Annotated in this window: 31 protein-coding genes; 14 read left to right on the top strand and 17 right to left on the bottom strand. The window is 64.6% G+C overall.

What is annotated here, in order from left to right:
* Window positions 1-87 precede the first annotated feature (87 nt).
* Window positions 88-2,178, bottom strand: a complete 2,091-nt coding sequence (locus tag KVF90_RS07180; protein WP_264394163.1) for a RelA/SpoT family protein — start codon at window positions 2,176-2,178, stop codon at window positions 88-90.
* Window positions 2,179-2,259: 81 nt separating this feature from the next.
* Here KVF90_RS07180 and KVF90_RS07175 point away from each other — a divergent pair, with 81 nt between their 5' ends.
* On the top strand, window positions 2,260-2,487 hold the full coding sequence (locus KVF90_RS07175) for an AbrB/MazE/SpoVT family DNA-binding domain-containing protein (RefSeq protein WP_264394162.1): 228 nt from the start codon (window positions 2,260-2,262) through the stop codon (window positions 2,485-2,487).
* 9 nt (window positions 2,488-2,496) lie between these two features.
* Window positions 2,497-2,895 (top strand): type II toxin-antitoxin system death-on-curing family toxin, encoded by a 399-nt coding sequence (locus KVF90_RS07170; protein ID WP_264394161.1) that lies wholly within the window; start codon window positions 2,497-2,499, stop codon window positions 2,893-2,895.
* 10 nt (window positions 2,896-2,905) lie between these two features.
* On the opposite strand, the gene hemF is transcribed toward KVF90_RS07170, so the two are convergent.
* The gene (hemF, locus tag KVF90_RS07165) at window positions 2,906-3,763 is read right to left on the bottom strand and encodes an oxygen-dependent coproporphyrinogen oxidase (protein WP_264394160.1); all 858 of its coding nucleotides are present in this window, start codon (window positions 3,761-3,763) and stop codon (window positions 2,906-2,908) included.
* A gap of 151 nt (window positions 3,764-3,914) precedes the next feature.
* Between hemF and pdeM the strand changes: the two genes are divergently transcribed.
* Complete coding sequence (pdeM, locus tag KVF90_RS07160) at window positions 3,915-4,625, top strand: ligase-associated DNA damage response endonuclease PdeM (RefSeq protein WP_264394159.1); 711 nt, start codon at window positions 3,915-3,917, stop codon at window positions 4,623-4,625.
* Here pdeM and KVF90_RS07155 read toward each other — a convergent pair.
* Entirely contained in the window at window positions 4,622-5,128 is a 507-nt protein-coding gene (locus tag KVF90_RS07155) for a MarR family transcriptional regulator (protein WP_264394158.1), read from the bottom strand. The genes pdeM and KVF90_RS07155 overlap by 4 nt on opposite strands.
* 327 nt (window positions 5,129-5,455) lie before the next feature.
* Here KVF90_RS07155 and infC point away from each other — a divergent pair, with 327 nt between their 5' ends.
* The 6 genes from infC (at window position 5,456) to KVF90_RS07125 (ending at window position 12,689) form a co-directional block, all read left to right on the top strand.
* Window positions 5,456-5,974, top strand: coding sequence for a translation initiation factor IF-3 (gene infC / locus KVF90_RS07150; RefSeq protein WP_264394157.1), 519 nt, complete (start codon window positions 5,456-5,458; stop codon window positions 5,972-5,974).
* Window positions 5,975-6,260: 286 nt separating this feature from the next.
* The gene (locus KVF90_RS07145) at window positions 6,261-7,382 is read left to right on the top strand and encodes a DUF547 domain-containing protein (RefSeq protein WP_264394156.1); all 1,122 of its coding nucleotides are present in this window, start codon (window positions 6,261-6,263) and stop codon (window positions 7,380-7,382) included.
* A gap of 133 nt (window positions 7,383-7,515) precedes the next feature.
* Window positions 7,516-8,730: a DUF547 domain-containing protein gene (locus KVF90_RS07140; RefSeq protein WP_264394155.1), complete on the top strand. Its 1,215-nt coding sequence runs from the start codon at window positions 7,516-7,518 to the stop codon at window positions 8,728-8,730.
* A gap of 77 nt (window positions 8,731-8,807) precedes the next feature.
* Window positions 8,808-10,268 carry an SLC13 family permease gene (locus KVF90_RS07135; protein WP_264394154.1) on the top strand — a complete coding sequence of 487 codons (1,461 nt, stop codon included), beginning with the start codon at window positions 8,808-8,810 and terminating at the stop codon, window positions 10,266-10,268.
* A gap of 166 nt (window positions 10,269-10,434) precedes the next feature.
* On the top strand, window positions 10,435-11,748 hold the full coding sequence (locus KVF90_RS07130; protein ID WP_264394153.1) for a cystathionine gamma-synthase family protein: 1,314 nt from the start codon (window positions 10,435-10,437) through the stop codon (window positions 11,746-11,748).
* A gap of 104 nt (window positions 11,749-11,852) precedes the next feature.
* Window positions 11,853-12,689, top strand: a complete 837-nt coding sequence (locus KVF90_RS07125) for an SDR family NAD(P)-dependent oxidoreductase (RefSeq protein ID WP_264394152.1) — start codon at window positions 11,853-11,855, stop codon at window positions 12,687-12,689.
* A 15-nt stretch (window positions 12,690-12,704) separates the two neighbouring features.
* On the opposite strand, the gene KVF90_RS07120 is transcribed toward KVF90_RS07125, so the two are convergent.
* Entirely contained in the window at window positions 12,705-13,238 is a 534-nt protein-coding gene (locus tag KVF90_RS07120; RefSeq protein WP_264394151.1) for a J domain-containing protein, read from the bottom strand.
* Window positions 13,239-13,418: 180 nt separating this feature from the next.
* Between KVF90_RS07120 and KVF90_RS07115 the strand changes: the two genes are divergently transcribed.
* A complete protein-coding gene (locus tag KVF90_RS07115) occupies window positions 13,419-13,565 on the top strand; it encodes a hypothetical protein (RefSeq protein ID WP_264394150.1) in 147 nt (48 codons plus the stop codon).
* Here the strand turns inward: KVF90_RS07115 and pal are convergent, their stop codons facing one another.
* The 12 genes from pal to hisB all read right to left on the bottom strand — a co-directional run bounded on the left by pal (window position 13,566) and on the right by hisB (window position 21,595).
* Window positions 13,566-14,087: a peptidoglycan-associated lipoprotein Pal gene (pal, locus tag KVF90_RS07110; protein WP_264394149.1), complete on the bottom strand. Its 522-nt coding sequence runs from the start codon at window positions 14,085-14,087 to the stop codon at window positions 13,566-13,568.
* A gap of 26 nt (window positions 14,088-14,113) precedes the next feature.
* A complete protein-coding gene (gene tolB, locus KVF90_RS07105) occupies window positions 14,114-15,511 on the bottom strand; it encodes a Tol-Pal system beta propeller repeat protein TolB (protein ID WP_264394148.1) in 1,398 nt (465 codons plus the stop codon).
* Between the two features lies 1 nt (window position 15,512).
* Window positions 15,513-16,325 carry an energy transducer TonB gene (locus KVF90_RS07100; protein ID WP_264394147.1) on the bottom strand — a complete coding sequence of 271 codons (813 nt, stop codon included), beginning with the start codon at window positions 16,323-16,325 and terminating at the stop codon, window positions 15,513-15,515.
* Between the two features lie 13 nt (window positions 16,326-16,338).
* Window positions 16,339-16,776 carry an ExbD/TolR family protein gene (locus KVF90_RS07095; protein ID WP_264394146.1) on the bottom strand — a complete coding sequence of 146 codons (438 nt, stop codon included), beginning with the start codon at window positions 16,774-16,776 and terminating at the stop codon, window positions 16,339-16,341.
* On the bottom strand, window positions 16,776-17,474 hold the full coding sequence (gene tolQ, locus KVF90_RS07090; RefSeq protein ID WP_264394145.1) for a protein TolQ: 699 nt from the start codon (window positions 17,472-17,474) through the stop codon (window positions 16,776-16,778). Before tolQ ends, KVF90_RS07095 begins: the two co-directional genes overlap by 1 nt.
* A gap of 4 nt (window positions 17,475-17,478) precedes the next feature.
* A complete protein-coding gene (locus tag KVF90_RS07085; protein ID WP_264394144.1) occupies window positions 17,479-17,928 on the bottom strand; it encodes a YbgC/FadM family acyl-CoA thioesterase in 450 nt (149 codons plus the stop codon).
* 237 nt (window positions 17,929-18,165) lie between these two features.
* Window positions 18,166-18,549 carry a histidine triad nucleotide-binding protein gene (locus KVF90_RS07080; RefSeq protein WP_264394143.1) on the bottom strand — a complete coding sequence of 128 codons (384 nt, stop codon included), beginning with the start codon at window positions 18,547-18,549 and terminating at the stop codon, window positions 18,166-18,168.
* Window positions 18,550-18,864: a phosphoribosyl-ATP diphosphatase gene (locus KVF90_RS07075; RefSeq protein WP_264394142.1), complete on the bottom strand. Its 315-nt coding sequence runs from the start codon at window positions 18,862-18,864 to the stop codon at window positions 18,550-18,552.
* Window positions 18,865-18,878: 14 nt separating this feature from the next.
* Window positions 18,879-19,643, bottom strand: a complete 765-nt coding sequence (gene hisF / locus KVF90_RS07070) for an imidazole glycerol phosphate synthase subunit HisF (RefSeq protein WP_264394141.1) — start codon at window positions 19,641-19,643, stop codon at window positions 18,879-18,881.
* Window positions 19,640-20,371 carry a 1-(5-phosphoribosyl)-5-[(5-phosphoribosylamino)methylideneamino]imidazole-4-carboxamide isomerase gene (hisA, locus tag KVF90_RS07065; protein ID WP_264394140.1) on the bottom strand — a complete coding sequence of 244 codons (732 nt, stop codon included), beginning with the start codon at window positions 20,369-20,371 and terminating at the stop codon, window positions 19,640-19,642. The genes hisF and hisA overlap by 4 nt, the downstream gene beginning before the upstream one ends.
* Window positions 20,368-20,994, bottom strand: a complete 627-nt coding sequence (gene hisH, locus KVF90_RS07060) for an imidazole glycerol phosphate synthase subunit HisH (protein WP_264394139.1) — start codon at window positions 20,992-20,994, stop codon at window positions 20,368-20,370. Before hisH ends, hisA begins: the two co-directional genes overlap by 4 nt.
* On the bottom strand, window positions 20,987-21,595 hold the full coding sequence (gene hisB, locus KVF90_RS07055) for an imidazoleglycerol-phosphate dehydratase HisB (RefSeq protein WP_264394138.1): 609 nt from the start codon (window positions 21,593-21,595) through the stop codon (window positions 20,987-20,989). The genes hisH and hisB overlap by 8 nt, the downstream gene beginning before the upstream one ends.
* Before the next feature lie 172 nt (window positions 21,596-21,767).
* On the opposite strand from hisB, the gene KVF90_RS07050 reads away from it, so the two are divergent.
* The 4 genes from KVF90_RS07050 (at window position 21,768) to KVF90_RS07035 (ending at window position 25,145) form a co-directional block, all read left to right on the top strand.
* Window positions 21,768-22,247, top strand: coding sequence for an SspB family protein (locus KVF90_RS07050; RefSeq protein ID WP_264394137.1), 480 nt, complete (start codon window positions 21,768-21,770; stop codon window positions 22,245-22,247).
* Between the two features lie 5 nt (window positions 22,248-22,252).
* Window positions 22,253-22,669 carry a hypothetical protein gene (locus KVF90_RS07045; RefSeq protein WP_264394136.1) on the top strand — a complete coding sequence of 139 codons (417 nt, stop codon included), beginning with the start codon at window positions 22,253-22,255 and terminating at the stop codon, window positions 22,667-22,669.
* A 42-nt stretch (window positions 22,670-22,711) separates the two neighbouring features.
* Window positions 22,712-23,362, top strand: coding sequence for a guanylate kinase (gene gmk / locus KVF90_RS07040; protein WP_264394135.1), 651 nt, complete (start codon window positions 22,712-22,714; stop codon window positions 23,360-23,362).
* A gap of 124 nt (window positions 23,363-23,486) precedes the next feature.
* Window positions 23,487-25,145, top strand: a complete 1,659-nt coding sequence (locus KVF90_RS07035; protein WP_264394134.1) for a hypothetical protein — start codon at window positions 23,487-23,489, stop codon at window positions 25,143-25,145.
* A gap of 21 nt (window positions 25,146-25,166) precedes the next feature.
* Here the strand turns inward: KVF90_RS07035 and KVF90_RS07030 are convergent, their stop codons facing one another.
* Window positions 25,167-25,979: an SDR family oxidoreductase gene (locus tag KVF90_RS07030; protein ID WP_264394133.1), complete on the bottom strand. Its 813-nt coding sequence runs from the start codon at window positions 25,977-25,979 to the stop codon at window positions 25,167-25,169.
* Window positions 25,980-25,982: the final 3 nt, after the last annotated feature.

Below are 25,982 nucleotides of genomic sequence, written 5' to 3'. Positions count from 1 at the left end.
CATGGACTGACCGCTCCGCACGGGGCACCGTCAGCCCATGGATTGCCGCGTCGCCTGCGGCTCCTCGCAATGACGATGTATTGAACCCTACTGCCGCTCCGCCTGCGCCACCGCGTCACTCGCGCGCAGGGCCGAGACGATGCGGTTGAGGTGCGCCACATCCTCGACCTCGACCTCGACGTCATAGGTGACGAAGGGATGGTCGATCTGCGACTGCATCAGCGTGATGATGTTGGCCTTGTTCTGGGCGAAGATGCCCGCCATCTCCGCCAGCGTGCCGAGCCGGTCGTAAATCGTCACCGACAGTTGCCCGGTCGCGCCCGAGGACTGGTTGCCCCAGGCAAGGTCGATCCAGTCGCTATCCACGCCGCTTGCCAGTTCCAAGCAATCGATCGCGTGGACCAGCACGGTCTCCCCCTTGCGGCGGATGCCGACGATGCGGTCGCCCGGCACCGGGTGGCAACAGGGCGCGAGTTCGAAGGCGACGCCGGGCGTGAGGCCGCGGATCGAGATGGCGCGTTCGCGGCGTTCCCAGTGTTCGTCTTCGGCGATGCCCGCGGTGCAGCCGGGGACCAGCGCCTCCATCACCTCGCGGTCGGCGATCTTGGCGGCGCCGATCGCGTACATGAGGTCGTCAGGCTCCTCCATGCCGAGCCGTTCCACCGCAGCGCGGATTGCCTTCTTGCCGATCCGGGCGGGCACGCGGGCGGCGATCTCGTCGAACAGCTTCGATCCGATTGCGGCGACCTCGTCACGCTCCTTCATGCGCACCGCGCGGCGCACGGCGGCGCGCGCCTTCCCGGTGACGACGAAGGACAGCCATGACAGCTGCGGGCTGGCGTGCGGGTTCTTGATGATCTCCACCACGTCGCCGTTCGCCAGCGGCGTCCTCAACGGCATGTGCCGCCCGTTGATCTTCACGCCCGCCGTCTGCAGCCCCAGATTGGTGTGCACCGCAAAGGCAAAGTCCACCGCCGTCGCGCCCTTGGGCAGCTGGAACAGCGCGCCCTTGGGGGTGAAGGCAAAGATACGATCCTGATAGATCGCCATGCGGGTGTGTTCGAGCAGTTCTTCGGCATCGTGGCTGGCATCGACGATCTCGATCAGATCGCGCAGCCAGCCCACTGCGCCATCGGGCTTGTCGCCTTGCTTGTAGGCCCAGTGCGCGGCGAGGCCGAATTCGTTGGTGCGATGCATCTCGCGGGTGCGGATCTGCACTTCGACGCGCATCGAGTTCTGGTACATCAGCGAGGTGTGAAGGCTGCGATAGCCGTTCGACTTCGGCGTCGAGATATAGTCCTTGAACCGCCCGGGCAGGAACTGCCAGGTGGTGTGCAGGATGCCCAGCGCGCGGTAGCAATCCTCGTCGCTTTCGGTGAGGACGCGGAAGGCCATGATGTCTGTAACCTGTTCGAAGCTGACATGGCGCTCGGCCATCTTGTGCCAGATCGAAAAGGGGTGCTTCTCGCGCCCGTAGACCTCGACCTTGAGCCCCGCTTCGGCGAGGCGCTGCTTGATCGTGAGGGCAATCGCATCGACCTGCCCCCCGTCCTGATTGCGCAGCTGTTCGAGCCGGTTGGTGATGGTCGCATGCGCCTCGGGCTCCAGCTCGCGGAAGGCCAGCGCCTGCATTTCGTGCATGTATTCGTACATGCCCACCCGCTCGGCCAGCGGGGCGTAGATATCCATCGTCTCGCGGGCGATGCGCTGGCGCTTTTCGGGTGACTTGATGAAGTGCAGCGTGCGCATGTTGTGCAGGCGGTCGGCCAGCTTGACCAGCAGCACGCGGATGTCTTCGGACATGGCGAGCAGGAACTTGCGCAGGTTTTCCGCCGCGCGCTCGTTCTCGGGCATGGCCTCGATCTTGGAGAGCTTGGTCACCCCGTCCACCAGCCGCGCGACCTCGGGGCCGAAATGGACCTCGATATCGTCGATCGTGGCGAGGGTGTCCTCCACCGTGTCGTGCAGCAGCGCGGTGATGATCGTCGCCATGTCGAGCTTCAGATCGGTCATCAGCCCCGCGACTTCAACCGGGTGGCTGAAATAGGGATCGCCGCTCGCCCGCTTCTGGGTGCCGTGCTTCTGCACGGTGTAGACATAGGCGCGGTTGAGCATCGCCTCATCGGCGTCGGGGTCGTAATCGAGGACCTTCTCGACGAGTTCATATTGGCGCAGCATAGCTCACGGATATGGGGCGGAGCCGCAGCAGGGGCAAGCGGGATTGTTGCGGTGCGGCAGGGCGCGTGTTATAACGGACGTATGAACACGACGCTCAAGATCACCAAGATTGGCAATTCTGCTGGAATCATCCTGCCCAAGGACTTGCTGGCCCACCTCCAGTCGGAGCTAGGCGACGAGCTTACGGTGACGACCACGCCGCGCGGGATCGAACTGAGCGTTCCAGAAGATGATTTCGAAGAACAGATGCGGGTCGCTCGCGAGATTATGCGCAAGCGTAGGCGCGCTCTTGCCGAACTCGCCAAGTAAGCCTGCACCTTGACCAAATCGAACTGGATTTGGGTCGCCACGTCGGTGGCGCAGGCCGCGCATCGCGAACAGCTGGCCGAACACGGCGGGCTGGATGGTGTGCGCGATGTCGCATTGCTAGAAAGCGCGATGGCGCGGCCACAGCAGCTTGAAGCCTATGGCGCGCCTGATGTCAGCCAGCTTGCGGCCGCATATGCTTACGGGATCGCGCGCAATCATCCGTTTGCCGATGGAAACAAGCGCACAGCGGCTGTGATCAGCGAGACCTTTCTGGTGCTCAATGGCTTCGATCTGCCAACCACCAGCGATGCCGAAGTGGCAACAGCCTTCATTGCCCTCGCCGCCGGGGAACTGTCCGAAGAGGAACTGGCCGACTGGTTCCGGCAGCGGGTCGTCGCGGTCGGTTAGGCCGCGACGATTAACTCCAAGTCGCGCGCGGCGGCAGGCTCATCAAAATCGCGTCGATATTGCCGCCGGTCTTCAGGCCGAAGATCGTGCCGCGGTCGTAGACGAGATTGAACTCGGCATAGCGGCCCCGGTATTCGAACATCTGCGCCTCGTCCTCGGGCGAGAATTCGCTGTTCATCCGCTTGCGCACGATCATCGGGTACACTTCAAGGAACTGCTTCCCGATGTCCTTGATGAATTCGAAGTTGCGGCCAAAGGCAGCGTCGTCCGCGCATTCCAGATGGTCGCAGAAAATCCCGCCCACCCCGCGGTGCACCTGGCGGTGGGGGATGTAGAAATACTCGTCCGCCCACTTCTTGTAGCGTTCGAAATAGGTCTCGTTATGCGGATCGCAGGCGGCCTGCATCGCGGCGTGGAATTCCGCCGTGTCTTCTTCGTAAGGGATCGGCGGATTGAGGTCCGCGCCGCCGCCGAACCACGCCTTGGTGGTGGTGAGGAAGCGGGTGTTCATGTGCACCGCAGGCACATGCGGATTGCTCATGTGCGCAACAAGGCTGATGCCGGTGGCGACAAAGCCCGGCGCATCGGCGCTCGCCCCGTTGATGCTGCCAGCAAACTCCTTGGCGAAGCTGCCCCGGACGGTCGAGACATTGACGCCGACCTTCTCGAAGACCTTGCCCTTCATCAACCCCTGCACCCCGCCGCCGGGATCGGGATTGCCCTCTTCCTCGCGGTTCCACGGGGTATACTGGAAGCTGGCGTCAGAACCGGCCTCGCGCTCGATCGCCTCGAATTCAGCGCAAATCTGGTCGCGCAGATTTTCAAACCACACGCGTGCGTGGCCTGTGTGTTGTGTCCAGTCCGTCATACATCCCCGTCCGTCATTCAGGGCGTACCATAGGCGATGAGGCGCGCCGCACAACCCTATCCTTGGCCCAATCCTCGGCCCCATCCCCGGCCCCGCCAGCGGTGTTGCAAAGCCGCATGTTTGCAGGCAGAGGCAAGGCATGGTTCGCGCTATGTTCGCCCCTTTCCAGTTCGCCGGGCACGAGATGTCGCTCGGGCCGGCGCGCGCCTTGTACTGGCCGGCGGAGCGGGCGTTGCTGGTGGCCGATCTCCATCTGGAAAAGGCCAGCTGGTTCGCCCAGCGCGGGCAGATGCTCCCGCCCTATGACAGCCGCGACACGCTGGAGCGGCTGGCAGATGCGGTGCGGATCACCGGCGCGCGGCGGATCATCACGCTAGGGGACAATTTCCACGATGATGCAGGCGCATTGCGCTTGGACTCGCATTGCACCGGCATGCTGGAGGCGCTGACCCGCGCGCTCGACTGGGTGTGGATCACCGGCAACCACGACGAGGCGTTACCGCGCGGGTTCGGCGGGACGATCGTGGCCGAACTTGAAGTCGGCAGCATCATTCTGCGCCACGAAGCCCGCGCCGGAGAGACTGCACCCGAGCTATCGGGGCACTATCACCCCAAGCTGCGGGTGAACGTCAGGAGCCGCCATATTGCCCGCCCTTGCGCTGTCATGGGGCGCAGCAGCACAGGCGCCGAGCGGATGATCCTGCCAGCCTTCGGCACGCTCACCGGCGGAATGGACGCAGGCGCGCCCGAAATTCTGGCCGCCCTCCAGCCCGCCCGCCGGATTGAGGCGCTGATGCCCGCCAGCGGCCGCATCGCCCGCTTCCCGCTGTGGCAGGCGGGGGGCCAGAAGACGCCGGGCTAATCGCTCAGGCGCTCCAGCACCAAGCCGACTGTCACCACACCCTCGCGCGTCAGGTTGATGAAGGTGACGCGCCGGTCGGCAGCGGATTGGGTGCGAATCACAAGACCCCGCTGTTCAAGCCGGTCAATGATCCTGAGCGCGGTCGTCTCGGGACAGCCCGCTATGAGCTGAAGCGATTTGGTCGAGACTTTTGCTCCGCCAGCGAATTGCCTGAACAATTCGAGGAGCATGTTCCACGCGGGAATGCCGATGATATCCGGGCCGATGGCGTCGTCGCGAACCTTTGCGCGACTTTGCTCTTTGGCCGCCACGACGCCAAGCTGCATGGCATTGCGTTCAATCCGCGCGGCCCTCGAAAACATCGGGTAGGTCGACCGGACGTGTTCCGAGTTGCAGTCCTGATCGATGGAATCTGCGAGCCGAAGAATTGTGGCTGCCAAATCGCGCAATGATGCTGACGAGAAATTCGACTCAAGTCCCTTCAGCAGCTTCTCGAATTCCACGTGGGGCCCCGGATTACGTCAATTACAGATCAGCCTCGCACCGGTTTTGTCGCTGTAATTGCAAAAAGTCAGCATAAACTGCTGATTTGGGTAAAAAAATTATACTTGGTTACAACCCGGCCGGAATTTTCATCCGATTTGAATGTATCACCGCCTCCGTTCTGGACCCTGTCGGCTGGCCGGCAGAACCCTTTTGTGGTGCCCGCGCTCGCTCGCGGCAGGACGGCGCAGACTCACCTAGCGCTCGCCACCGTTTCGGACTAAGGAGCGCGCAGCACGTAAGCCACCACAGGAGAACACCCCATATCACGTCCACCCCGGCGCTCGATGGCCCCGCCCGTAAAAAGCGGCCCGCGATTTGATAACATGATCAATGTCCCCAAGGTCCGCGTCATCGATGACGAAGGGGAAAACCTTGGTGTGATGTTCACCCGCGAAGCGATTGAGCAGGCCAACGAAAAGGGCCTGAACCTCGTCGAAGTGTCCCCCAATGCGGACCCGCCGGTGTGCAAGTACCTCGATGTCGGCAAATTCCGCTACGAAGCGCAGAAGAAGGCCAACCTGGCGCGCAAGACGCAGAAGACCCAGGACATCAAGGAAGTGAAGATGCGCCCGAACATCGACACGCATGATTATGACGTGAAGATGCGCAACGTCACGAAGTTCATCGAACATGGCGACAAGGTGAAGATCACCCTGCGCTTCCGCGGGCGTGAAATGGCGCACCAGCACCTCGGCATGGACCTGCTCAAGAAGGTGCAGGAAGACGTGGCCGAAGTCGCCAAGGTCGAAGCCTTCCCGCGGCTCGAAGGCCGCCAGATGCTGATGGTGCTCGCGCCCAAATAAGCGCGCTGTCAGTTCGGACATGAGCAAGGGGGCGGGTCGCGAGGTCCGCCCCCTTGCCGTTTCGCCGCCCCGTTCGACGGACTGCTTGCAGACTCGACAAAGCGCCGATGCAAACCGATTGCGGGCAACACCTTGGCCTGCGTTGATGCTATTGAATTGTCACGGGGGACAGGCAGGCGCCAGCTGGTCCCAGACCCCGCGCAGACCCCCTCTTGCCCGCTTTAGACCCGCTCCAGACCTCGCCACACCCCGCTTGCCGGGATTGTTTCACGGGAAACATCAAGCCATGCCGTTCCTGCCCTTCGTCCGCCCTGCGTTGCTGGCCACAGCCCTGATCGCTGCCGCTCCGGCCTATGCCCAGATGCAGTCTGGTGATGCCGACCTTGCGACCTTCGCGCCTTCCAAGACGCCGAACAACGACAAGATCGATTATGCGATCTGGGACGAGGCGATGAAGAACATCGTCATCTCGATGGGCCCCTCCCTGCGCGAAGGCGCGCCCCGCCCCGATCCCAGCTTCGGCACCCGCCGCCAATATGGCCACGTCTCGCGCTACCGGCTCGAAGGCACGCGGGTGATGTTCAGCTTCCTCGATCCCGACGTGATCGCCAGCTTTACCGAGTATCGCAAGGATCTGGAAAACACGGCGAATATCGTCGACATCCAGTCGCTTAGCCGCAACGAGCAGCTCGCCTTCTGGATCAATCTCCACAATGTCGCGATGGTCGAACAGATCGCCAATGCCTGGCCGGTCCGCCAGCCGCGCGAGATTCAGATCGGCGGCGTCCCGCTGGATGAAGCGCGCTTCATCACCGTGGAGGGCATCAAGCTGTCGCCGCGCGATATCCGCGAGAAGATCGTCTACCGCCACTGGAAGGATCCGGTCGTGATCTACGGCTTCTGGCGCGGCGAGATCGGCAGCCCTTCCCTTCAACGCGAGGCTTTCAACGCCGATAATGTCGGACGCCTGCTGGTCCGCGGCGCGGCCGATTTCATCAACTCGCTGCGCGGCTCGCAAGATCAGGATGGCCGCCTTCAGGTCTCCGAATACTACCGCGAGGCAGCCCCGTTCTTCTTCCCGAATTTCGAGTCTGATGTCCGCGCCCACCTGACCCGCTACTCGGACGAGAAGACCAACGCGCTCCTCGGCCAGACAAGCGGCGCGGACGCGGTGATCAAGGAATACGACATCGCCGATCTCGAAGGCGGCGTGCGCGAGCCGACCTATTCGAACATCACCTCCGGCGGTGTCTCGGTCAGCTTCCGCATCCCGCAAAGCATGGCCGCGCTGCTCAAGGAACGCGAAACCAAGTTCCAGGAGATCATCCGTCAGGGGCGCACCGGAACGGTCACCTTCAGCAACATCACTCTCCCAGGCGTCGAAGGCGAGCCGAGCGAGATCGAGTAGTCAGCGCTCTTGCGCACCCCGACTGTGACCTTCCGCACCTTCAACCTGCGTGAAGCTGCATTCATCGTGGGTTTATCCACCTGATATATCGTGCCTTTCGGACGGGCTCGATTCATCTGGTGGGAGAGATGAGATGCTGCCGAAAGTCGTGATTGCTCTGCTGGCCGGGTCATATCTGACCCTGCCTGCCATCGCTGCCGCCGAAACACCTGAGACCTACCGACAGACCGAAAGGCAAGAGCGCCATTTCGTCCCCGGCCTTACACAGGCCGATGATGAAGCCTCGTTTTCGGACGAACGGCTGGCGATCTTCACTCCGACCAGCGATCCCATTCGCCACAAGATCGATTACGAGATCTGGGATTACGCGCTTAAGAACATCCTGATCTCGATGGGACCTTCAAACCGGCAGGGTGCGCCGAGCCCTGCGTCCCTCACCGGCTCGCGGCTGAAGAGCGGGCCGCAGTCGCGCTACAGGCTCGAAGGTTCGCTCGTGCTGTTCCGGTTCTTCGACAAGAAGGTCGTCGAAAGCTTCACCGAATACCGCCAGGATTTGGAGCGGGTAGTCGAGATGCATGACATATCGGCCCTGCCGCGCAACGAACAGCTGGCGTTCTGGCTCAACTTCCACAACATCGCGATGATGGAGCAGATCGCCAAGGAATGGCCGGTGCGCGAGCCGCGCGACATCACGATCGGCGGCGAGCCGCTGGACGAGGCGAAGTTCATCACTCTGCGCGGCATTCCGGTCTCGCTGCGCGACATCCGCGAGAACATCGTCTATCGCCACTGGAAGGATCCCAAGGTGATCTACGGCTTCTGGCGCGGCGAGATCGGGATGCCGCATCTCCAGTCCCATGCCTTCACGGGGGCTAACGTCAGTTCGCTGCTGGATGTGGCCGCTGCCGATTTCATCAACTCGCTGCGCGGCACCCAGAAGAATGCCGGCAGGCTGGCCGTGTCGGAGCTTTATGCCGAAGTCGCGCCATACTACTTCCCCAATTTCGAGAGCGACGTGCGCGCGCATCTGGCGGGTTATGCCGAAGAGCCCGTCACGGAACTGCTGACGGAAACCAGTGGTACGGACGCCACGATCCGAGAAGCCGACATCGCCGATCTCCACGGCGGCGCGCGCCCGTCCAGCTATCAGCCGGTCGTGTCCGAGCCCGGCATCACCTCGGATCGACCAGTCTGCACCGAGCAGTTGGGGCAGGCGGCGTGTGATGTGATGTACGCCCGGTCGCTTAAGCTGCAGCGCATGAAGCGCCGCGATCAGGCGACCACGCGCGTGTTCTTCTCGAACATCGATCTGCCGGGTGATCCGCCGAACAAGAATGCGGTCGAATAGCGCGCCGCTTGCCGAGGCAGGCTCCGGGCTGATAGTCCTCCGGCCGGGCCATCAGGGCCGGAGGGATCAACGCGCACATGACGGCACGCCATATCGGCCTTCTGCTTGGCCCGCTGGCCTTCGCCCTGACGGCTCTCGTCGCCCCGCCTGCCGGAATGCCACCTGCGGCGTGGCTCGTTGCGGGGCTGACCTTGTGGATGGCCGCCTGGTGGATGACCGAGGCGGTGCCGCTTTCGGTAACGGCACTTCTGCCCTTTGTGGTCCTACCACTGGCGGGCGTCGCCAATGCCGAGAAAACCGCGAGCACCTATTACTCGCCGATCCTGTTCCTGCTGCTGGGCGGGGCCTTCATCGCGCTGGCGATAGAGCGGACCGGGCTGCACCGCCGCCTGAGCCTCGCGATCCTGCGATTGGTGGGCGCAAGTGGCGGGCCGGTGCGGCTGCTGCTGGCCTTCATGATCTCCGCTGCGCTGCTATCGATGTTCATCTCCAACACCTCGACCGCGCTGATCATGATGCCGATGGCTCTCGCCGTGCTTGAAGGGGGCGAACGCGGGGTGCAGCCGGATGCACCTCCGCCACAGGCCTCGCCCTCAAGTAGCAAAGCGGTAGGGCAACAAGAAGGCATCGCGGGCGCCCTGCCGATGGGCATCGCCTTTGCCGCCAGCATCGGCGGGCTTGGCACCATCGTCGGATCGCCCACCAACGCCATCGCCGTCGGGCTGCTTGACGAGATCGCCGGGGTACGGATCACCTTCGTGCAGTGGTCGATGTATGGTGTGCCGCTGGTGCTGGTGAGCGTGCCGCTGGCCGCCTGGATCGTCGCGCGGGTCCAGCGTGTCGCCGAGCACCCCTTCGACGTTGCCGCAGCCCGCGCCGCGATTCATAGCCATGCGGCATGGAACAGGCCCGAGAAGCGTCTGGTGCCGATCTTTGCCGTCACCTTTATTGCCTGGGTCACCCAGCCGCTGGTCGCACCGCTGCTGCCCCCGGGATCATGGACTGACGGCACGATTGCGGTGATCGCCGCGCTCGCCCTGTTCCTGCTGCCAGACGGCACCGGACGCCCGCTGCTGGTCTGGCAAGAGGCCGAGCGTGCACCGTGGAGCGTGATCTTCATGTTCGGCGGCGGACTGGCGCTGGCGGCAGGTATGCAGGCATCGGGCCTGGCGGGCTGGATCGGGCAGGCTTTGCTACCGCTTGCCAGCTGGCCGCTGCTGCTGGTCGCGCTTGCGGTGGTGGCACTGGTAATCCTCGTCACAGAATTCGCCAGCAATGTCGCAACTGCCACGGGGATTGTGCCGGTCGTGGCAGCGCTGGTGGTCGCGCTGGGCGCAGACCCCGTGCTGCTCGCGCTGCCTGCCGCGCTGGCGGCAAGCTGGGGCTTCATGCTCCCCGCTGGCACTGGCCCCAACGCGATCGCCTGGGCCACAGGCCGCATCCGGATCGAACGCATGGTGCTCGCCGGAGCGCTGCTGGACGTCGCAGGTATCGCACTGATCGTCGGCATAGTGTGGACGATTGCAGCGCTTGCGTGAAATCATTGGTGGCGGACTTGAAACTATTGTGCGCCATCGATACGCCTTGTCCAGCACAGCGACGGTAGCGGAGATGCGTTCCTGCGGAGGTTAGGAACGGGCGCCCTGCCCTTCGCCGACCCGCTCCCGCCTTCCTGGGAGCGTGAGCACAGGAAGGATGCGCCCCATGCCGGACGCCGTCGACGCCGTCGAAACCCCCACCCCCCGCCGCAAACCCAAGCCTGCCAAGCGCGAGATCGGCGGCCGGCCGCTGAAGCCATCCACTCTGATGATGGGCCACGGTTACGATCCGGTGCTGTCGGAAGGGTCGCTAAAAGCCCCCATCTTCCTCACCAGCACCTTCGCTTTTGAAAGCGCGGCGGCAGGCAAGCGCCACTTCGAAGGCATCACCGGCCTGCGCGAAGGCGGGGCTGAAGGCCTCGTCTATTCGCGCTTCAACGGCCCCAATCAGGAAATCCTCGAAGACCGCCTCGCCGTGTGGGACGGGGCCGAGGACGCGCTTTCGTTCAGCAGCGGCATGACCGCGATCTGCATCCTGATGATGGCCTATGCCAGCGCGAATGACGTGATCGTCCATTCCGGCCCGCTCTATGCCGCCAGCGAAGGCTTCGTCGCCAAGGTGCTGAGCCGCTTTGGCGTGACCTATGTCGACTTCCCGGCGGGAGCGACCCGCGCGGAGCTGGACGATGTGCTGGCGAAGGCCAAGGCACAGGCGACGGAACGCGGGGGCAAGGTGGCGATGATCTACCTCGAAAGCCCCGCAAACCCGACCAACGCGCTGGTCGATGTAGAGGCGGTGCGGGATGCGCGTGACGCGGCTCTGGAGGGCACACCCATCGCCATCGACAACACGTTCCTCGGCCCGCTCTGGTCACGCCCGCTCGATCATGGTGCGGACATCGTCGCCTATTCCCTGACCAAGTATGTCGGTGGCCATTCCGATCTCGTCGCCGGTTCGATCGCGGGTGACAAGCGGTGGATCAATCCGGTGCGCGCGCTGCGCAACACCATGGGCGGGATCGTCGATCCCCATACCGCGTGGATGCTGCTCCGCTCGCTTGAGACTGTGGAGCTGCGCATGCAGCGCGCGGGCGAGAATGCGGCGAAGGTCTGCGAGTTTCTGCGCAGCCACCCCAAGGTCGAGGGGCTCGGCTATCTCGGCTTCATCAGCGATGCGCGCCAGCAGGATATCTATGACCGCCACTGTCTGGGTGCGGGGAGCACGTTCTCTGTGTTCATCAAGGGCGGAGAGGCCGAGTGCTTCCGCTTCCTCGACAATCTCACCATCGCCAAGCTCGCCGTCAGCCTCGGCGGGACGGAGACGCTGGCGAGCCACCCCGCGTCGATGACCCACCTTTCGGTTCCGCAGGCGCGCAAGGACATGCTCGGCATCACCGACAACCTCGTGCGCATCAGCGTCGGCATCGAGGATGCGGATGACCTGATCGCCGACTTCGCGCAGGCGCTGGAACACGTCTAAGTGACAGTTGCCCACCCCCGACCCCTCCCGCAAGCGGGAGGGGAGCGAGACTTGCCGGCTCTGCCGCCTAGTCGCAGCGGGGTGGGAACCGAGGAGAAGCCAGCATGACCGATAGCCGTAAACCCGTGTTCCTCGTGATCGGCGCAGGGGCCGGCATCGGTGGCAACGCCGCCTTGCGCTTTGCCGCTGGCGGCTATCATGCGGTGCTGGCGCGGCGCTCAGACGAGGCCGGGCTGGCACGCATGGTGGCCGAGATAGAGGCTGCAGGCGGCAGCGCCTCGGGCACACTGCTCAACGCGGCCGAGGATGGCGCGATCGAGGAGCTGGTCGCTCGGACCGAGGCCGAGATCGGCCCTATCCACGCTGCGCTCTACAATCTTGGCGCGCAGATCGGGAACCGCGCGCTGGACCAGACCCCGCACCGCATCTTCGAGCTGGGCTGGCGGCTCGGCACCTATGGTGTGTTCCGCCTCGCCCATGCCCTTTTCCCCGCGATGGTGGAGCGGGCGAAGACCGGCGCGCACGGCACGCTGCTCGTCACCTCCGCGACCGCAGCGGTGCGCGGCAATGCGGGGCAGCACAGCCACGCCGCGGCGATGGGCGGACGGCGGATGCTATGCCAGACCCTGAACGCCGAGTTCGCGCGCCAAGGCGTCCATGTCGCCCATGTGATCGTCGACGGGCCGGTTGATGCGCCGGACACGCTCGGGAAGCTGCTGGGCGACAAGTATGAGGCCTTCAAGGCGGGCAAGGGGGCGGACGGCATCATCGACCCGGCGGCGCTGGCCGAAACCTACTGGCACCTCGCCCACCAGCCGCGCAATTGCTGGAGCCACGAGGTCGACGTGCGCCCGTGGACCGATGTGCCGTGGTGGAACGACAACCCCGATCCGCAGATTGACAGCCGGGGCAAGGGATTCGCGGGGCCGCAGACGGACTAGCCGCCAGTCAGCCGATCAGCCGCGCCACTCGCGGCGTTCCTCGGCAGCGCGCAGGACTTCGTAGCTGGTCTGGATCAGCTGGAACTGCTTGGCCGCTTGGGCATCGCCGGGCTTCACATCGGGGTGCACTTCTTTGGCCCGGGCGCGGTAGGCCTTCTTCACCGCGTTGAAATCGGCGTCGGCTTCCAGCCCAAGCACTTCCAGCGCACGCATCTCGTCCGCCGAACGCGAGCCATCGCCCGATCCGGCCCAGCCGTAATGCGCGCTTTCGGCATAGCCTGCGCTTTCCTGCCGTTCGGCCTTGGCGCGCTCTTCCTTTTCGGCGGCTTCCAGCCCTTCGAAGTAATCCCACTTGGAATTGTATTCGGCTGCGTGCTTCTGGCAGAAATACCAGCGGTCGGGGCTGTTGGGCGCCTTGGGCGCAGGGCAATTGCCCGGCTCGTCGCAGCCATGCCGGTCGCAAATGCGGACATTGGTCGCCTCCTGCGAGGAGCCATAGGGCCGCCAGCGCGGGAAGCCCCAATCCATTGAGCGGCGCGCGCCGCTCACCAGCGGTTCCCGAAGGTGCGGATCAGTATGTCGTTGGTCGATTGTCTCACGCGCTCAATCTAGGCGCACTAGCCCGTAATGGGAAGGCGTGAGAATGCGGGAACCAGTTGCAATGTGAAATGTTGCATCGCAGTAGACCCACGCGAGCGGATTGACCGCCGCGCCTGAAAGACCGGACCGATGAGCCAGCAACTGACCCTCTCCAGCCTGTTTTGCGTGCTCGCGCTGGCCAGCCTGTGCGTGGTCACCGGCGCACGCGATCTGGCCGGCTTCGATGCGCCTGTTGCGGTGCAGGCCGAACTTTCGCCCGGCCTGCTCCATAGCTGATCAGTTGATGATAACCGAGGCGGCGCGGCGGTTCTGCGCCCACGCCGCTTCGTTGGACGCCAGAGCAATCGGCTGCTCCTTGCCGTAGCTCACCACCGCAATGCGGTTCGCATCGACGCCGAGGCTGACGAGATAGGCTTTGGCAGCGGTCGCGCGCTTTTCGCCGAGCGCGATGTTGTATTCACGCGTGCCGCGCTCGTCGGCGTGGCCTTCGATGGTGAAGGTGATCTGAGGATAGCGCGCGAAATACTGCGCCTGTGCCTGAAGTGCGGCGGCATCCTGCGTGTCGACATTGTAACGATCGGTATCGAAATAGATCGTGGTCGAGGAACCCACGGCTGCGGCGAAGTGCTGCTGCGTGCCGACGGTCGGGCCGGTGGGTTGCACCGTCGGCGTCGGCTGGGTGTCGGGACGCGGGGTCTGCACCGGCTCGGGCGGCAGTGTTGTCGGAGCCTTCTTCGAACAGGCGGCAAGGCCGGTGGCCGAGGCCAGCAGCAGAATGGTCGCAAGCTTGGTGTTCATCGCTTTCGTTCCTTTCACGTGGATAGTCAGGGGCGGATCGGGCCCCATGCGGGGTCCGAGGCATCAACAGGGGTCGGCAGACGGCGTTCGTTCTGACCGGTCAGATCGACCTGCCATATTCCTGAACGCCCGGTGTTCTTTTCCGTGCGGAAGAACTGGATGATGCGGCCATTGGGTGCCCAGGTGGGGGCCTCGTCCTGCCACCCCTTGGTCAGAACGCGCATCCCGCCGCCGCCGGTGTTCATCACCGCAACATTGAAGTCGCCTGCGATCCGCGTGAAGGCGATCTGGTCCCCGCGCGGGCTCCATTCCGGCGTGGCGCAGCGCCCGCCGAAGAAGCTGATGCGCTTCTGGTTCTTGCCGTCCGCGTCCATCACATAGCATTGCTGGCTGCCCGAACGGTCGCTTTCGAAGACGATCTTGGTGCCGTCGGGCGAATAGGAACCACCTACGTCGATCCCCGGATTATCGGTCAGCTTGACGCTCGCCCCGCCCGTGGCGGGGACACGGTAGATGTCGGTATTCCCGGCAACACCCATGGAATAGAGGATCGACTTGCCATCGGGCGACCAGCGCGGGGCGATCGTCGGGTTACGGTTTTCGGTCACCAGCGTCTGCTTGCCCGTGCCGATGTCATAGACATAGATGCGCGGGTTGCCGTCGACATAGCTGAGATAGAGGATCTTCGAATAGTCGGGCGAATAGCGCGGGGTTAGCGCGGTGGCGCTGCCCAACGTGAGGAAGCGATGGTTCGCGCCGTCGCTGTCCATCACCGCGAGCCGCTTCACGCGGCGATCCTTCGGCCCGGTCTCGGCGATATAGGCGATGCGGCTGTCGAAGAACGGGCTCTCGCCGGTCAGGCGCGAAAAGATGAGGTCGGAGCACTTGTGCGCAGCGCGCCGCCAGTCGCCGGGCGCGACCACCCAGCCCTCGCGCACCAGCTGCTGCTGGAGCTGGACGTCATAGAGATAGCAGCCGACCACCAGCCGCCCATCGTCACGCGCGGTGACATAGCCTTGCACCAGCATTTCTGCGCCCTGCCCGCTCCACGTGCCATAGGAAGGCGTGCGGATCTGGGCGAAGGCGGGCTGGGGCAGGCTGTCGGGCCCGACCGGCTTGAACAGCCCGTTGTTGCGCAGGTTGGCGGTAATGACGCGCGCAACTTCGCGACCCAGTGCGCCGGTCCCGGCTTCGTTGGCAGGCGTGGCCCGCTCACGGTCGGTGGCGAAGGCCGGGATAGCGATGCCGATGTCGGACCACGCGCTTTCATCGGTGACGGTGCCGCGCAGCGGGCCATCATCCTCGCCATCGATAGCGACGCTCTCCACTTGCTGATCTTCTCCAATCGGCGCGCCGAGATCCTGCGCAGCGGCGGGCGCGGCGACAAGGGCGGCGGACAGAAGGAGGATAAGCTTATTGGTCATGTCAGAGCCTTCGGTCGAATTGCCACACGAGATCATCCCAGCGGCTATAGAATTGCTTGGGCAAATTGGAAAAGTCGCCAAGCTGCACTGCCCGGATGGCGCGTTCACAGTGCAAGGCGGCTTGCGGTCGGTTGCTGGTCGTAATGCTTTCCGGCTTGGTACGACAGGTCGGACGGCCTTTCAGTGTGCCGTCCGAGTTTAACTTCCAGCTAACCTCCGACACTAGCAGTTCGGCCTCCACCCCATTCGGCGCGGTCCAGTTCTTCTTGATCTGGCGCGATATTGCCGAGCGCAGATCGGCGGCTTCCTTGGCGCCGAAGGTCGCGGCGGGTGCGCGGGTTTCGGAGGTGGTGGTCGAGCTTCCCTTGCCCTCGAGGAAATCGTCACCGATCCGGCTGCCGCCGCCGCTCTTCGGCGTAGTCTTTGGCGGAGTGGTGGCAGCTTGCCGGGGCGGGGTGCGATCGGGACGCGAGCGGTCCCGCGTCGGCGCGGGCTGGCTGGTGGCGGTGCGCGTGGCCGGTTTGGGCGGAACGGGGGCGACGCGCGTGGCCGGCTCCGGCTTGGCCTGATCGGGTGCAGGAGCGGGATTGTCGTCAAGCGTCGGCGCTATCGAGGCACGGCTTTCGGAAACCGGATCGGGAGATGCCGCTTCAAGGCCCACTTCGGTCGCAAGACTGACCGTCATGCGCTCCGGGAATACAGAAACTTCGCTGCGCACCGTCTGCATCAGCAACACAGCCACCAGCGCGCCATGCAGCACCACGGCCGCGGCAAGGCCGAGCTTCTCTTCATTATGGAGCGCAATTTCACCCATCACTGCACCGGGACTATGGGGCCGAAACTGAACCATCGGTGACCAGCGAGATCGAGGTGAAGCCTGCACGGCCCAGCTCGCCCATCACCGCCATCACCCGTCCGTAATCAAGGCTGCGATCACCGCGCAGCACAACCAGCGGTTGCTCGCCCCCGCGATCCAGCGCTTCAAGCGCCGAAGGCAGACCGCCTGCGGCCACAGCCTCGTCCTCGATATAGATGACGCCCGCGCGGTCGATCGAGATGGTGATCTGGTCAGGCTTCTCTTCGACCGCTGCGGCGCGGCTTTCCGGCAACTCGACCGGCACGCCAACGGCAGGCAGCGTGACCGTGACCATGAAGATGATCAGCAGCACCAGCATCACGTCGACCAGCGGGGTGACGTTGATCTCGGCCATCGCGGCGCGGCGGGTGCGCTTGCCCTTGCGCCCGGAAGAGAGGTTCATCCCCATCAGGCGCGGTCCAGCTCGCGGCTGAGGCCGGTGTGGAGCCGGTCGGCAAAGCGTTGCAGGCCCGCCTCATAGCGGTCCACGGCCCCGCCGAAGCGGTTGTACGCGATGACGGCCGGGATCGCGGCGAACAGGCCGATGGCGGTCGCAAACAGCGCCTCGGCAATGCCGGGGGCGACGACGGCGAGCGATGCGCTCTGCTGCGCGCCGATCTGGAAGAAGGAGTTCATGATCCCCCACACCGTGCCGAACAGGCCGACAAAGGGCGCGACCGAGCCGACCGTGGCGAGGAAGTTCAGCCGTCCGGCGAGTTCATCGGCTTCCTCGGCGATCTGGCTTTCCATCACCGCCGCAATCCGCTGGCGCGTGGCATCGCGGTCGACCGGCTGCTTGGCCGTCGACTTGCGCCATTCGTCGAGCCCGGCGGCGGCGACCCGCGCGGCGGGCACTTCCTTGCGCACCTGCTTGGTCAGCAGCGCCTCACGATCGCGCTGTTCCCAGAACTCGCCCTCGTATTCGCGCGATTTCTTGCCCAGCGCGCCGATGCGCATGGAGAAGGAGACAATGATCATCCACACCCATACGCTGGCAAGGATCAGGCCGATCATCACGGCCTGGACGATGATGTCGGCCTGAAGGAACAGCTCGACGGGATCGAGCCGGGTCGGAGCAGCAGCGGCGCTGAGCAGGGCGAGCGTCACGGGTTCAATTGTCCTTGTTCATGAAAGTCTGGAAGGCGGCACGCCATTCGGCAGGCTGGCGGCGCGGGCGGCCGTCGAGGGTAATGAAGCCAACCCGGAGGTGAGCCTCGCACAGCGCGTCATCACCGCGCCGCGCGATCTGGTGCATCCGGCACGAGGCCGCGCCCAGTTCGGTGCAGCGGGTTTCGATTACGACATCGTCATCAAGCTTTGCGGGGCGAAGGTACTTCAGATTGACCTCGGACAGGGCATAGGCCCCCTCGCCGCTTTCGATTGCTCCACGCTGGTCGATGCCGAGCAACCGCAGCAGATCGCTGCGGGCGCGCTCGAACCAGCGCAGGTAGTTGGCGTGGTAGGTGATCCCCGAAAGGTCGGTGTCCTCGTAATAGACGCGAACGGCATAGAGATGCCGCGCACCATCGAGGATGCCGCCGGGAGGGTTGGGAGAGGTCATCAAGCGCCACCTAGCGCAGCGGGGATTCGCTGCAAAGGCAGGTCTTGCGAATTGTCGATGAATGCCGGTGAAACGAGGGGAAATATCGCCAGCCCCCCCCCTCCTCTTGAGAGGAGGGGCGCGAGACTTGGTGAGCGCAGCGAGCCTAGTCGCAGCGGGGTGGTGCGTTGCAAAGGCGCGAGCCTTCAGCACGCGCAACCACCCCCAACCCCTCCTTTGAAAAGGAGGGGCGTCATTCTATCCTCGGCGGGCGATCATCGGGCCAAGGGACTCCCCGCCGAAGATGTGCACGTGCAGATGCGGCACTTCCTGCCCGCCGTGCTGGCCGATATTGGCGAGCAGACGGTAGCCGGGTTCGACCAGCCCCTTCATGCGGGCGACTTCGCCGACCGCGCGTACGAACCCGCCGATCTCGGCATCCGAGGCCTTGGCGCTGAAATCGTCCCAGCTGACATAGCGGCCCTTGGGGATCACCAGCGTGTGCACCTCGGCCTGCGGGTTGATGTCCTCGAAAGCGAACCCCCAGTCGTCCTCGTAGACCTTCCGCGACGGGATTTCGCCGCGCAGGATCTTCGCGAAGATGTTGTTGTCGTCGTAAGGAAGGGTCGGGTCGATTGGCATTTATTCGCTCCGGCTGGCTTTTTCCTCGAGGCCTGACAGCCCCTCGCGGCGGTCGAGTTCGGCGAGCACCTGTTCAAGCTTCACGCCCTTTTCAGCGAGCAGCACCATGAGGTGGAAGATCACATCCGCCGCTTCGCCGACCAGCTCTTTGTCGTCACCCGCAAGCGCGGCGATGACCGTCTCGGTCGCTTCCTCGCCCAGCTTTTGCGCGATTTTATTCAGCCCCTTGGCGTGCAGCTTGGCGACGTAGCTTTCCTCAGGGGAAGCCATGAGGCGTTGGGCGATGGTCGCTTCGAGGCGGGTGAGGGTGTCCATGCGGCTACTTTCGGTCAAACCCCGCGCGCGGGCAAGCCTGCTGCGCGCAGGGCCGCGTGCGCCTCGGCAATAGTGTGCTGGCCGAAGTGGAAGATCGAGGCGGCCAGCACCGCGCTGGCGTGGCCCTTCACCACTCCGTCGACGAGATGATCGAGGCTCCCTACCCCGCCGCTGGCAATCACCGGCACGCTGACGGCGTCGGCAATCTCGCGGGTGAGATCGAGGTCATAGCCGCGCTTCGTGCCGTCCCCGTCCATCGAGGTGACGAGCAGTTCGCCAGCGCCCAGCCCTGCCACCTTCAGCGCATACTCGACCGCATCGATCCCGGTCGGCTTGCGTCCGCCGTGGGTGAAGATTTCCCAGTTCCCGCGCGGCGTGCGGCGCGCGTCCACACTGGCGACGACGCACTGGCTGCCGAAGCGCGAGGCGATTTCGCCCACCAGTTCGGGCCGGGCGACGGCTGCGCTGTTCACCGCCACCTTGTCTGCCCCCGCCAGCAGCAGCGCGCGCGCATCATCGGCGCTGCGCACCCCGCCGCCGACGGTCAGCGGCATGAAGCACACCTCCGCCGTGCGCCGCACCATGTCGAGCAGCGTTCCGCGCCCTTCGTGGCTGGCTGAAATATCGAGAAAGCACAGCTCGTCCGCGCCGGCCGCATCATAGGCGCGCGCCTGCTCGACGGGATCGCCCGCGTCCTTGAGGTCGACGAAATTGACGCCTTTGACAACTCGGCCATCGGCAACGTCGAGGCAGGGGATGACGCGGATGCGGACGGTCATGCCGCCCGCGCGCCCATCGCGATCGCCGCCGCCAGATCGAGCCGCCCTTCATAGAGGGCGCGCCCTGTGATCACCCCCTCGATCCCCTCGTGCGCGTGGAGCGAGAGGATGTGGATGTCGTCCAGCCCCTTCACACCGCCGCTGGCGATCACCGGAATGTCTACGCGGCGGGCGAGATCGACGGTCGCCTCGATGTTCACGCCCTTCAGCAGCCCGTCGCGGCCAATGTCGGTGAACAGCAGCGAGGCGACGCCCGCATCCTCGAAGCGGCGGGCGAGGTCGGTGACGGGGACGTCGGAGACTTCCGCCCAGCCCTCGGTCGCGACCATCCCGTCCTTCGCGTCCACCGCGACGACGATGCCGTTCTCCCACTCGCGGGCCATGTCCTTGACGAATTCGGGGTTCTTGAGCGCCGCCGAGCCCATCACCACGCGGGCGACACCGAGGTTGAACCAGCCCTCGACCGCCGCGGCATCGCGGATGCCGCCGCCCAGTTGCACATAGCCCGGGAAGGCCGCCACGATGGCTTCGACCGCCGCGCGGTTACGGCTTTCGCCCGCGAAGCTGCCGTCAAGATCGACCACGTGGAGGTGCTCGGCCCCGGCCTCGGCGAAGATCAGCGCCTGCGCAGCCGGGTCATCGCCGTAGATCGTGGCGCGCTCCATATCGCCTTCCGCGAGGCGGACGACCTGGCCGCCCTTGAGGTCGATGGCGGGAAATACAATCACGGATACCACTCCAGAAAGCGCCGGAGCGTCGCCAGCCCGTAGGCCTGGCTCTTTTCCGGATGAAACTGCACGCCGATGATATTGTCTCGGGCGACCGCTGCCACGAGCCCCTGCCCGTGGTCGGTCATGGCGGCAACATGCTGCGGATCAGTGGCAACGAAGTGGTAGGAGTGGAGGAAATAGGCCTCCCCCTCCTCGATCACCTCGTGATCCCGCGCATGGGGGAGCATCGCAACGTCGTTCCAGCCCATGTGGGGCACCTTGATTGCGGGGTCCGAGGGTTGAATCAGCCGCACTTCGCCCGGCACCCAGCCGAGGCCGTGGGTCTCGCCATGCTCAAGCCCGCGGGTCGCCAGCAGTTGCATGCCGACGCAAATGCCGAGGAACGGCGCGCCGCCCACCTGCACCCGCTCGGTCATCGCCTCGATCATGTGCGGGATCGCGGCGAGCCCCTCGGCACAGGCCTTGAAGCTACCAACGCCGGGGAGCACGATGCGGTCCGCCGCGCGCACCACGAAAGGATCGGCGGTGACGGTGACCTCGGCCCCCGCCGCCTTCAAGGCGTTGTGCACTGAATGAAGGTTGCCCGCGCCGTAATCGACGAGGGCGATGACTTCAGCCACCGAGCTGCCCCTTGGTGCTCGGGATCGCCCCGCCCTTCCTCGGATCGCGCTCCACCGCCTGCCGCATCGCGCGGGCAAAGCCCTTGTAGAGGCTCTCGCAGATGTGGTGGTTGTTGCTGCCGTAGAGCAGCTCCATGTGCAGCGTGATCCCGGCGCTTTGCGAAACGGAATGGAACCAGTGCTCGATCAGCTCGGTGTCCCATTCGCCGAGGCGTTCCTGTGTGAACTTGGCCTTCCACACCAGATAGGGTCGCCCGGAAATGTCCAGAGCAACCCGCGAAAGGGTCTCGTCCATCGGCGAATAGGCCGCGCCATATCGCCCGATACCCGCCTTGTCGCCCAGCGCTTGGCTAATCGCCTGCCCCAGTGCAATCGCCGAATCCTCGGTGGTGTGGTGCTGGTCGACATGCAGGTCGCCCTCCACCTTCATCGTCACGTCGATCAGCGAATGGCGGCTGAACTGTTCGACCATGTGGTCGAGAAAGCCGATGCCTGTGCTGACATCATAGGCGCCGGTCCCGTCGAGATTGACGGCGATGGCGATTGAGGTCTCGGTGGTGTTACGCTCTACCGAGCCGGTGCGGGCGGGGATGCTGGCCATGATCGGCGCTATAGTCCGCTTGGCCCGCATGACAAGCGTGCGGCGCATCCGGGCCGGACAACGTCTTGTGATCCTTTGCGCGATCCCCCGGGCGATCCCCGGCCAAAGCCGTGAAGCGATGCGCCAAAGGGCTTGACCACAGCCGCGTGTGCGGCCACGAATCTGCCCAGCCATGAACAGCGACACACCCGACAGCCTGATCCCCTATGACGAAATCGTGCAGGAAGCCCTGCGCGCGGTGGTCGGCCGGGTGCTAGGCTCGATCGTCGATGGCGGCAGTACGCTGCCCGGCACGCACCATTTCTACATCACCTTCAAGACCGGTGCCCCCGGCGTGTCGATCCCGCCGCATTTGCGCGAACGCTTCCCGGACGAGATGACCATCGTGCTCCAGAACAAGTTCTGGGATCTCGAAGTGCTGCCGCATCAGTTTTCGGTCAGCCTCACCTTCAATCAGGTGCCGGCGAAACTGACGATTCCCTTCGCGGCGATCACCGCCTTCGTTGATCCGGCGGTCGATTTCGGCCTCCAGTTCCAGGCCGCGGTCGAGGAACTGGAACCCGAAGCGCACGAAGACGCGGAAAACGACGGGCCGGACACCGATCCTGACGGGTCGAACGTCGTCAGCATCGATTTCGGCCGTAAGAAATAGGCCCGATGGCGGGGGGCAAACGGGCGAGCAAAGGCAAGCGCGGCAAAGCCGAAACGCCCGCTGGCTCGCCGACTCAGAGCGAGCCGACCGGCCCCGGCGGTCTGCCGCTTCCCAGTCCGGTTGCGGTCACCAATCTCGTCATTGCCGATATCGTCCTGCGCGCTGCAGGCGGCTTGCTGCGGGACCGGATGGAAAAGGGCATGCTCGTCAGGAGCTACGATAAGGCAAAGGCTGACAAGCTGGTCGACGGGCGTGGATTGGCCACCAGTGTTGCCCTGTGGGGCGCGAGTCACCTGGCCCGCCGCTCGCCCATGGGCCTCGCCGTGGTTGCCGGTGGTCTGGCCGCCAAGGTCTTCTACGACCGCGGGAAACGGCTTGAAGCAAAGCGGCGCAAGCGCAAGACACCGGACGCCGAATCCTGATCCCCGCTTGATTAGTGCCGCCCTGTTGGTGCAACGGGCGCTATGGGCGACTCCTCACACCATTCCGACGACCGGCTCCACCGCCGGGGGCTGATGTTCATCCTGTCCTCGCCCTCGGGTGCGGGAAAGACCACACTCTCCCGGATGCTGCTGGCGAAGGACGACGAGATCAAGCTCTCGGTCTCGGCCACCACCCGCCCGCCGCGCCCGGGCGAGGTTGACGGGGTGCACTACCACTTCGTCTCGCACGAACGCTTCGCCCAAATGATCGACGAGGATGATTTCTACGAGTGGGCCGAGGTGTTCGGCCACCGGTACGGTACACCCAAGGGCATGATCCGCGCCGGGCTGAAGCGGGGGCAGGACTTTCTGTTCGATATCGACTGGCAGGGCACCCAGCAGCTCTACCAGAAAGACCAGCAGGACGTGGTGCGGGTGTTCATCCTGCCGCCCTCGATCGATGCGCTGCACCAGCGGCTGAAGAACCGCGCCACCGACAGCGCCGAGGTCATCAACGCCCGCATGGAACGCGCCCGCGCCGAGATCAGCCACTGGGACGGCTACGACTATGTCATCATCAATGATGACGTCGACGTATGCTTCGAGAAGGTCCGCGCGATCCTTGAGGCGGAGCGCATGAAGCGCCAGCGCCAGACCGGGCTGATCCCCTTTGTGCGCGGGTTGATGGGCTGACCGGCACCGCGACGCTGCGGCAAGCGAAACGCTGGTTTGCTGTTGATTTCGCGAGAATTGCCTACCAGAATGCGCATCAATGCAGATGCATGGGCAGCATCGGCAAGGGGGCTACAAGAGCAATATGAAGCAATATCGGTTCGCGGCCTGCGCCGCGGTGGCGGCGCTTATGGCAGCACCGCAAGCGGCGCGTGCAGACGATTTCGAGTCCTGCGACGGATTCGCCGCCCCTACCAAGAAGACCGACGGCATGACCGAAGGCACGTGGATGTTTGGCCTGGCAACTGCCACAGTCGATCTGCGCGCCGCCGATATCAGGTTGGGTGACCGCGGCATCACGGCCTGCGACAAAGCGCTCGCCGATCCGCTGCTGCTGGCCGATCATTGGCTGCGGCGCGCGCACTTGCAGCAGGCCAAGGCGCTCCACGCGATCCAGGCGGGGAAGCCCGAACTTGCGCTCGAAGCCGCTGATCAGAGCGACGAGACCGGCAAGTCCGACCCGTTCTTCGCGGTCAGTCTCGGCCTTGGCAATCAGGCGCTCCGGGCACTCGCGCTTGGCAGGCTTGATCGCAAACAGGACGCGCTCGACGCACTCGAGAAGGTTAGCGCGGCCCGCCCCTGGTCGGCCAGTATCCAGCGACTGACAAACATGCTGCAGTTCCGCATCGATGCGCCGACAGCGGACGCCTCCTTCCGCAACAGCGTGCCGCTCGCCCCTGAAAATGCGCGGCTGCTCTACTGGGACGCGTTCCTGCGCGCAGACTATTCCGAGGCGATTGCCTACGCGCCGATTATCACGTGGGACCTGCCCAAGAAGCGCGGCGGCTGGACCATGGAGGGCGAGGCTGAGCGGCAGCTGGAAAACATCGAAGACCGTGCGCAAGTCACCGGCGCGCTTGCCTTCGCCATGAGAATGGAGGGCCGCACCGAGGAAGCCGCGCTGGTGGTTCAAGAAGCTGCCGACGATCTGGCCGAGGCGATGGCCCTGCCCCCGCAGCGCGCAGGCGGCAAGCCGCCCAAGAAGCGTGATGTGCAGGCGTGGGAGAAGCGCCAGCCTTACGCCGAGGCGGGCAAGCGCAAGCTTGATCTGTGGCAGCAGGCAGCCGAGTTCGTCGCCGGGATCCCCGCGCGCCATCCGGACGAAGCCTTCACTAACTTCGCCTCGGGGCCGTTCAGCGACCTGCCGATCTTCCCGGCGGTGATGGGACGGCTCAACCTGACCACGCCGGAGCAGATCGGCGCGCGAGAGGAGGCGATCAAGCAATATCAAGAGCAGCTCGCCAAGGAAAAGCGCGAGGCCATGGCGCTGACCACACGGCAGATCGCCGACCTGCTTCCCCGGCGGCTGACGGCCAAGATGATGCCGGTGATGAAGCCGGCGGGCGACGGCTATTTCCTGAGCGACACCGGCCTTTCGCGCGCGCAGGAGGGCACGAGCGACATCTGGACGATCCGCTTCGTCCACAAGACAGCGCCGATTCACGTGGTCGAGGAACTGGCGATGTATGGGGCAGCGATGACGGCCCAGCGCGAAGGCAAGGACAGCCTCGTCGTCCTGTCGCGCCGGTCGGCGGAACTAAGCACGACGATTGTCGGCTATTATTCGTCCGGAAGCACCTTTGCCTCGGGATACGAGGCGCAGCTTCGGGTGCGACTGGTCAATGCCAACGCTTTGCCGTCCGAATTGGCCGGGATGGAATATCGCGTGATCCCGGCCAGCGCGATTATTGACGACATGTCGAAGCGTGTGCGCGGGGGCAGCGGGATTACCATCGCCTGGTAATCACCGCTGCGCTGCTGCCGCTTAGTGCCCGCCGCCAGCCGGGTCGGCGAAGTGGTTGGGTAGCAGCGCGTTGACCACGCCGCCATCGACCGTCAAGGTCTCGCCCACCACGTAATCGCCCGCGCGGCTGCACAGATAGATCGCAGCGGCTGCCATGTCCTCTGCGGTGCCGATGCGCTTGGCCGGGATGCCTGACGCACTGGTATCGGGCGCGTCCTTGGCGGCCTTGTTCATTTCGGACGGGAAGGCCCCCGGTGCGATCGAGGAGACGACGATATTGTCCTGGATAAGCCGCGCCGCCATGCGCCGGGTCAGCTGGATCACAGCGGCCTTCGACGCCTGATAGGCATAGGTTTCCCACGGATTGATGCGCTGGCCGTCAATCGAGGAAACATGGATCACCTTGGCCGGATGCCCGGCCTTCCCGCCGGCAACCAGCAGATCGTGGAGCTTTTGCGTCAGGAAGAACGGCGTCTTGACGTTCAGATCCATCGTCCGGTGCCAGCCGGCTTCCGAGAATTCGAGATAGGGCTGGCCCCACGCGGCGCCGGCGTTGTTGATGAGAATATCCAGCCGCGTCTCACGCGCCTTCAACTCGTTGGCGAGGCTCACCATGCCGTCCATCTGGCTGAGATCGGCAGGGATGCCGATGACGCGATCCGCTCCGAATTCGTCGATCGTCGCCTGCATCTGGTCGAGCTTGCGCGCCGAGATGTAGACCCGCGCGCAGCCCGCCGCGATCAGGCCTTCGACGAACATCTTGCCGATCCCGCGCGAACCGCCGGTGACGAGGGCGATGCGCCCTTCGAGGGTGAAAAGTGATTGAATGTCCATGTG

Source organism: Porphyrobacter sp. ULC335, from assembly GCF_025917005.1.
Classification (GTDB): domain Bacteria; phylum Pseudomonadota; class Alphaproteobacteria; order Sphingomonadales; family Sphingomonadaceae; genus Erythrobacter.
The sequence above is the reverse complement of the archived record's forward strand: the minus strand, read 5'-3'. Positions and strand labels throughout refer to the sequence as shown.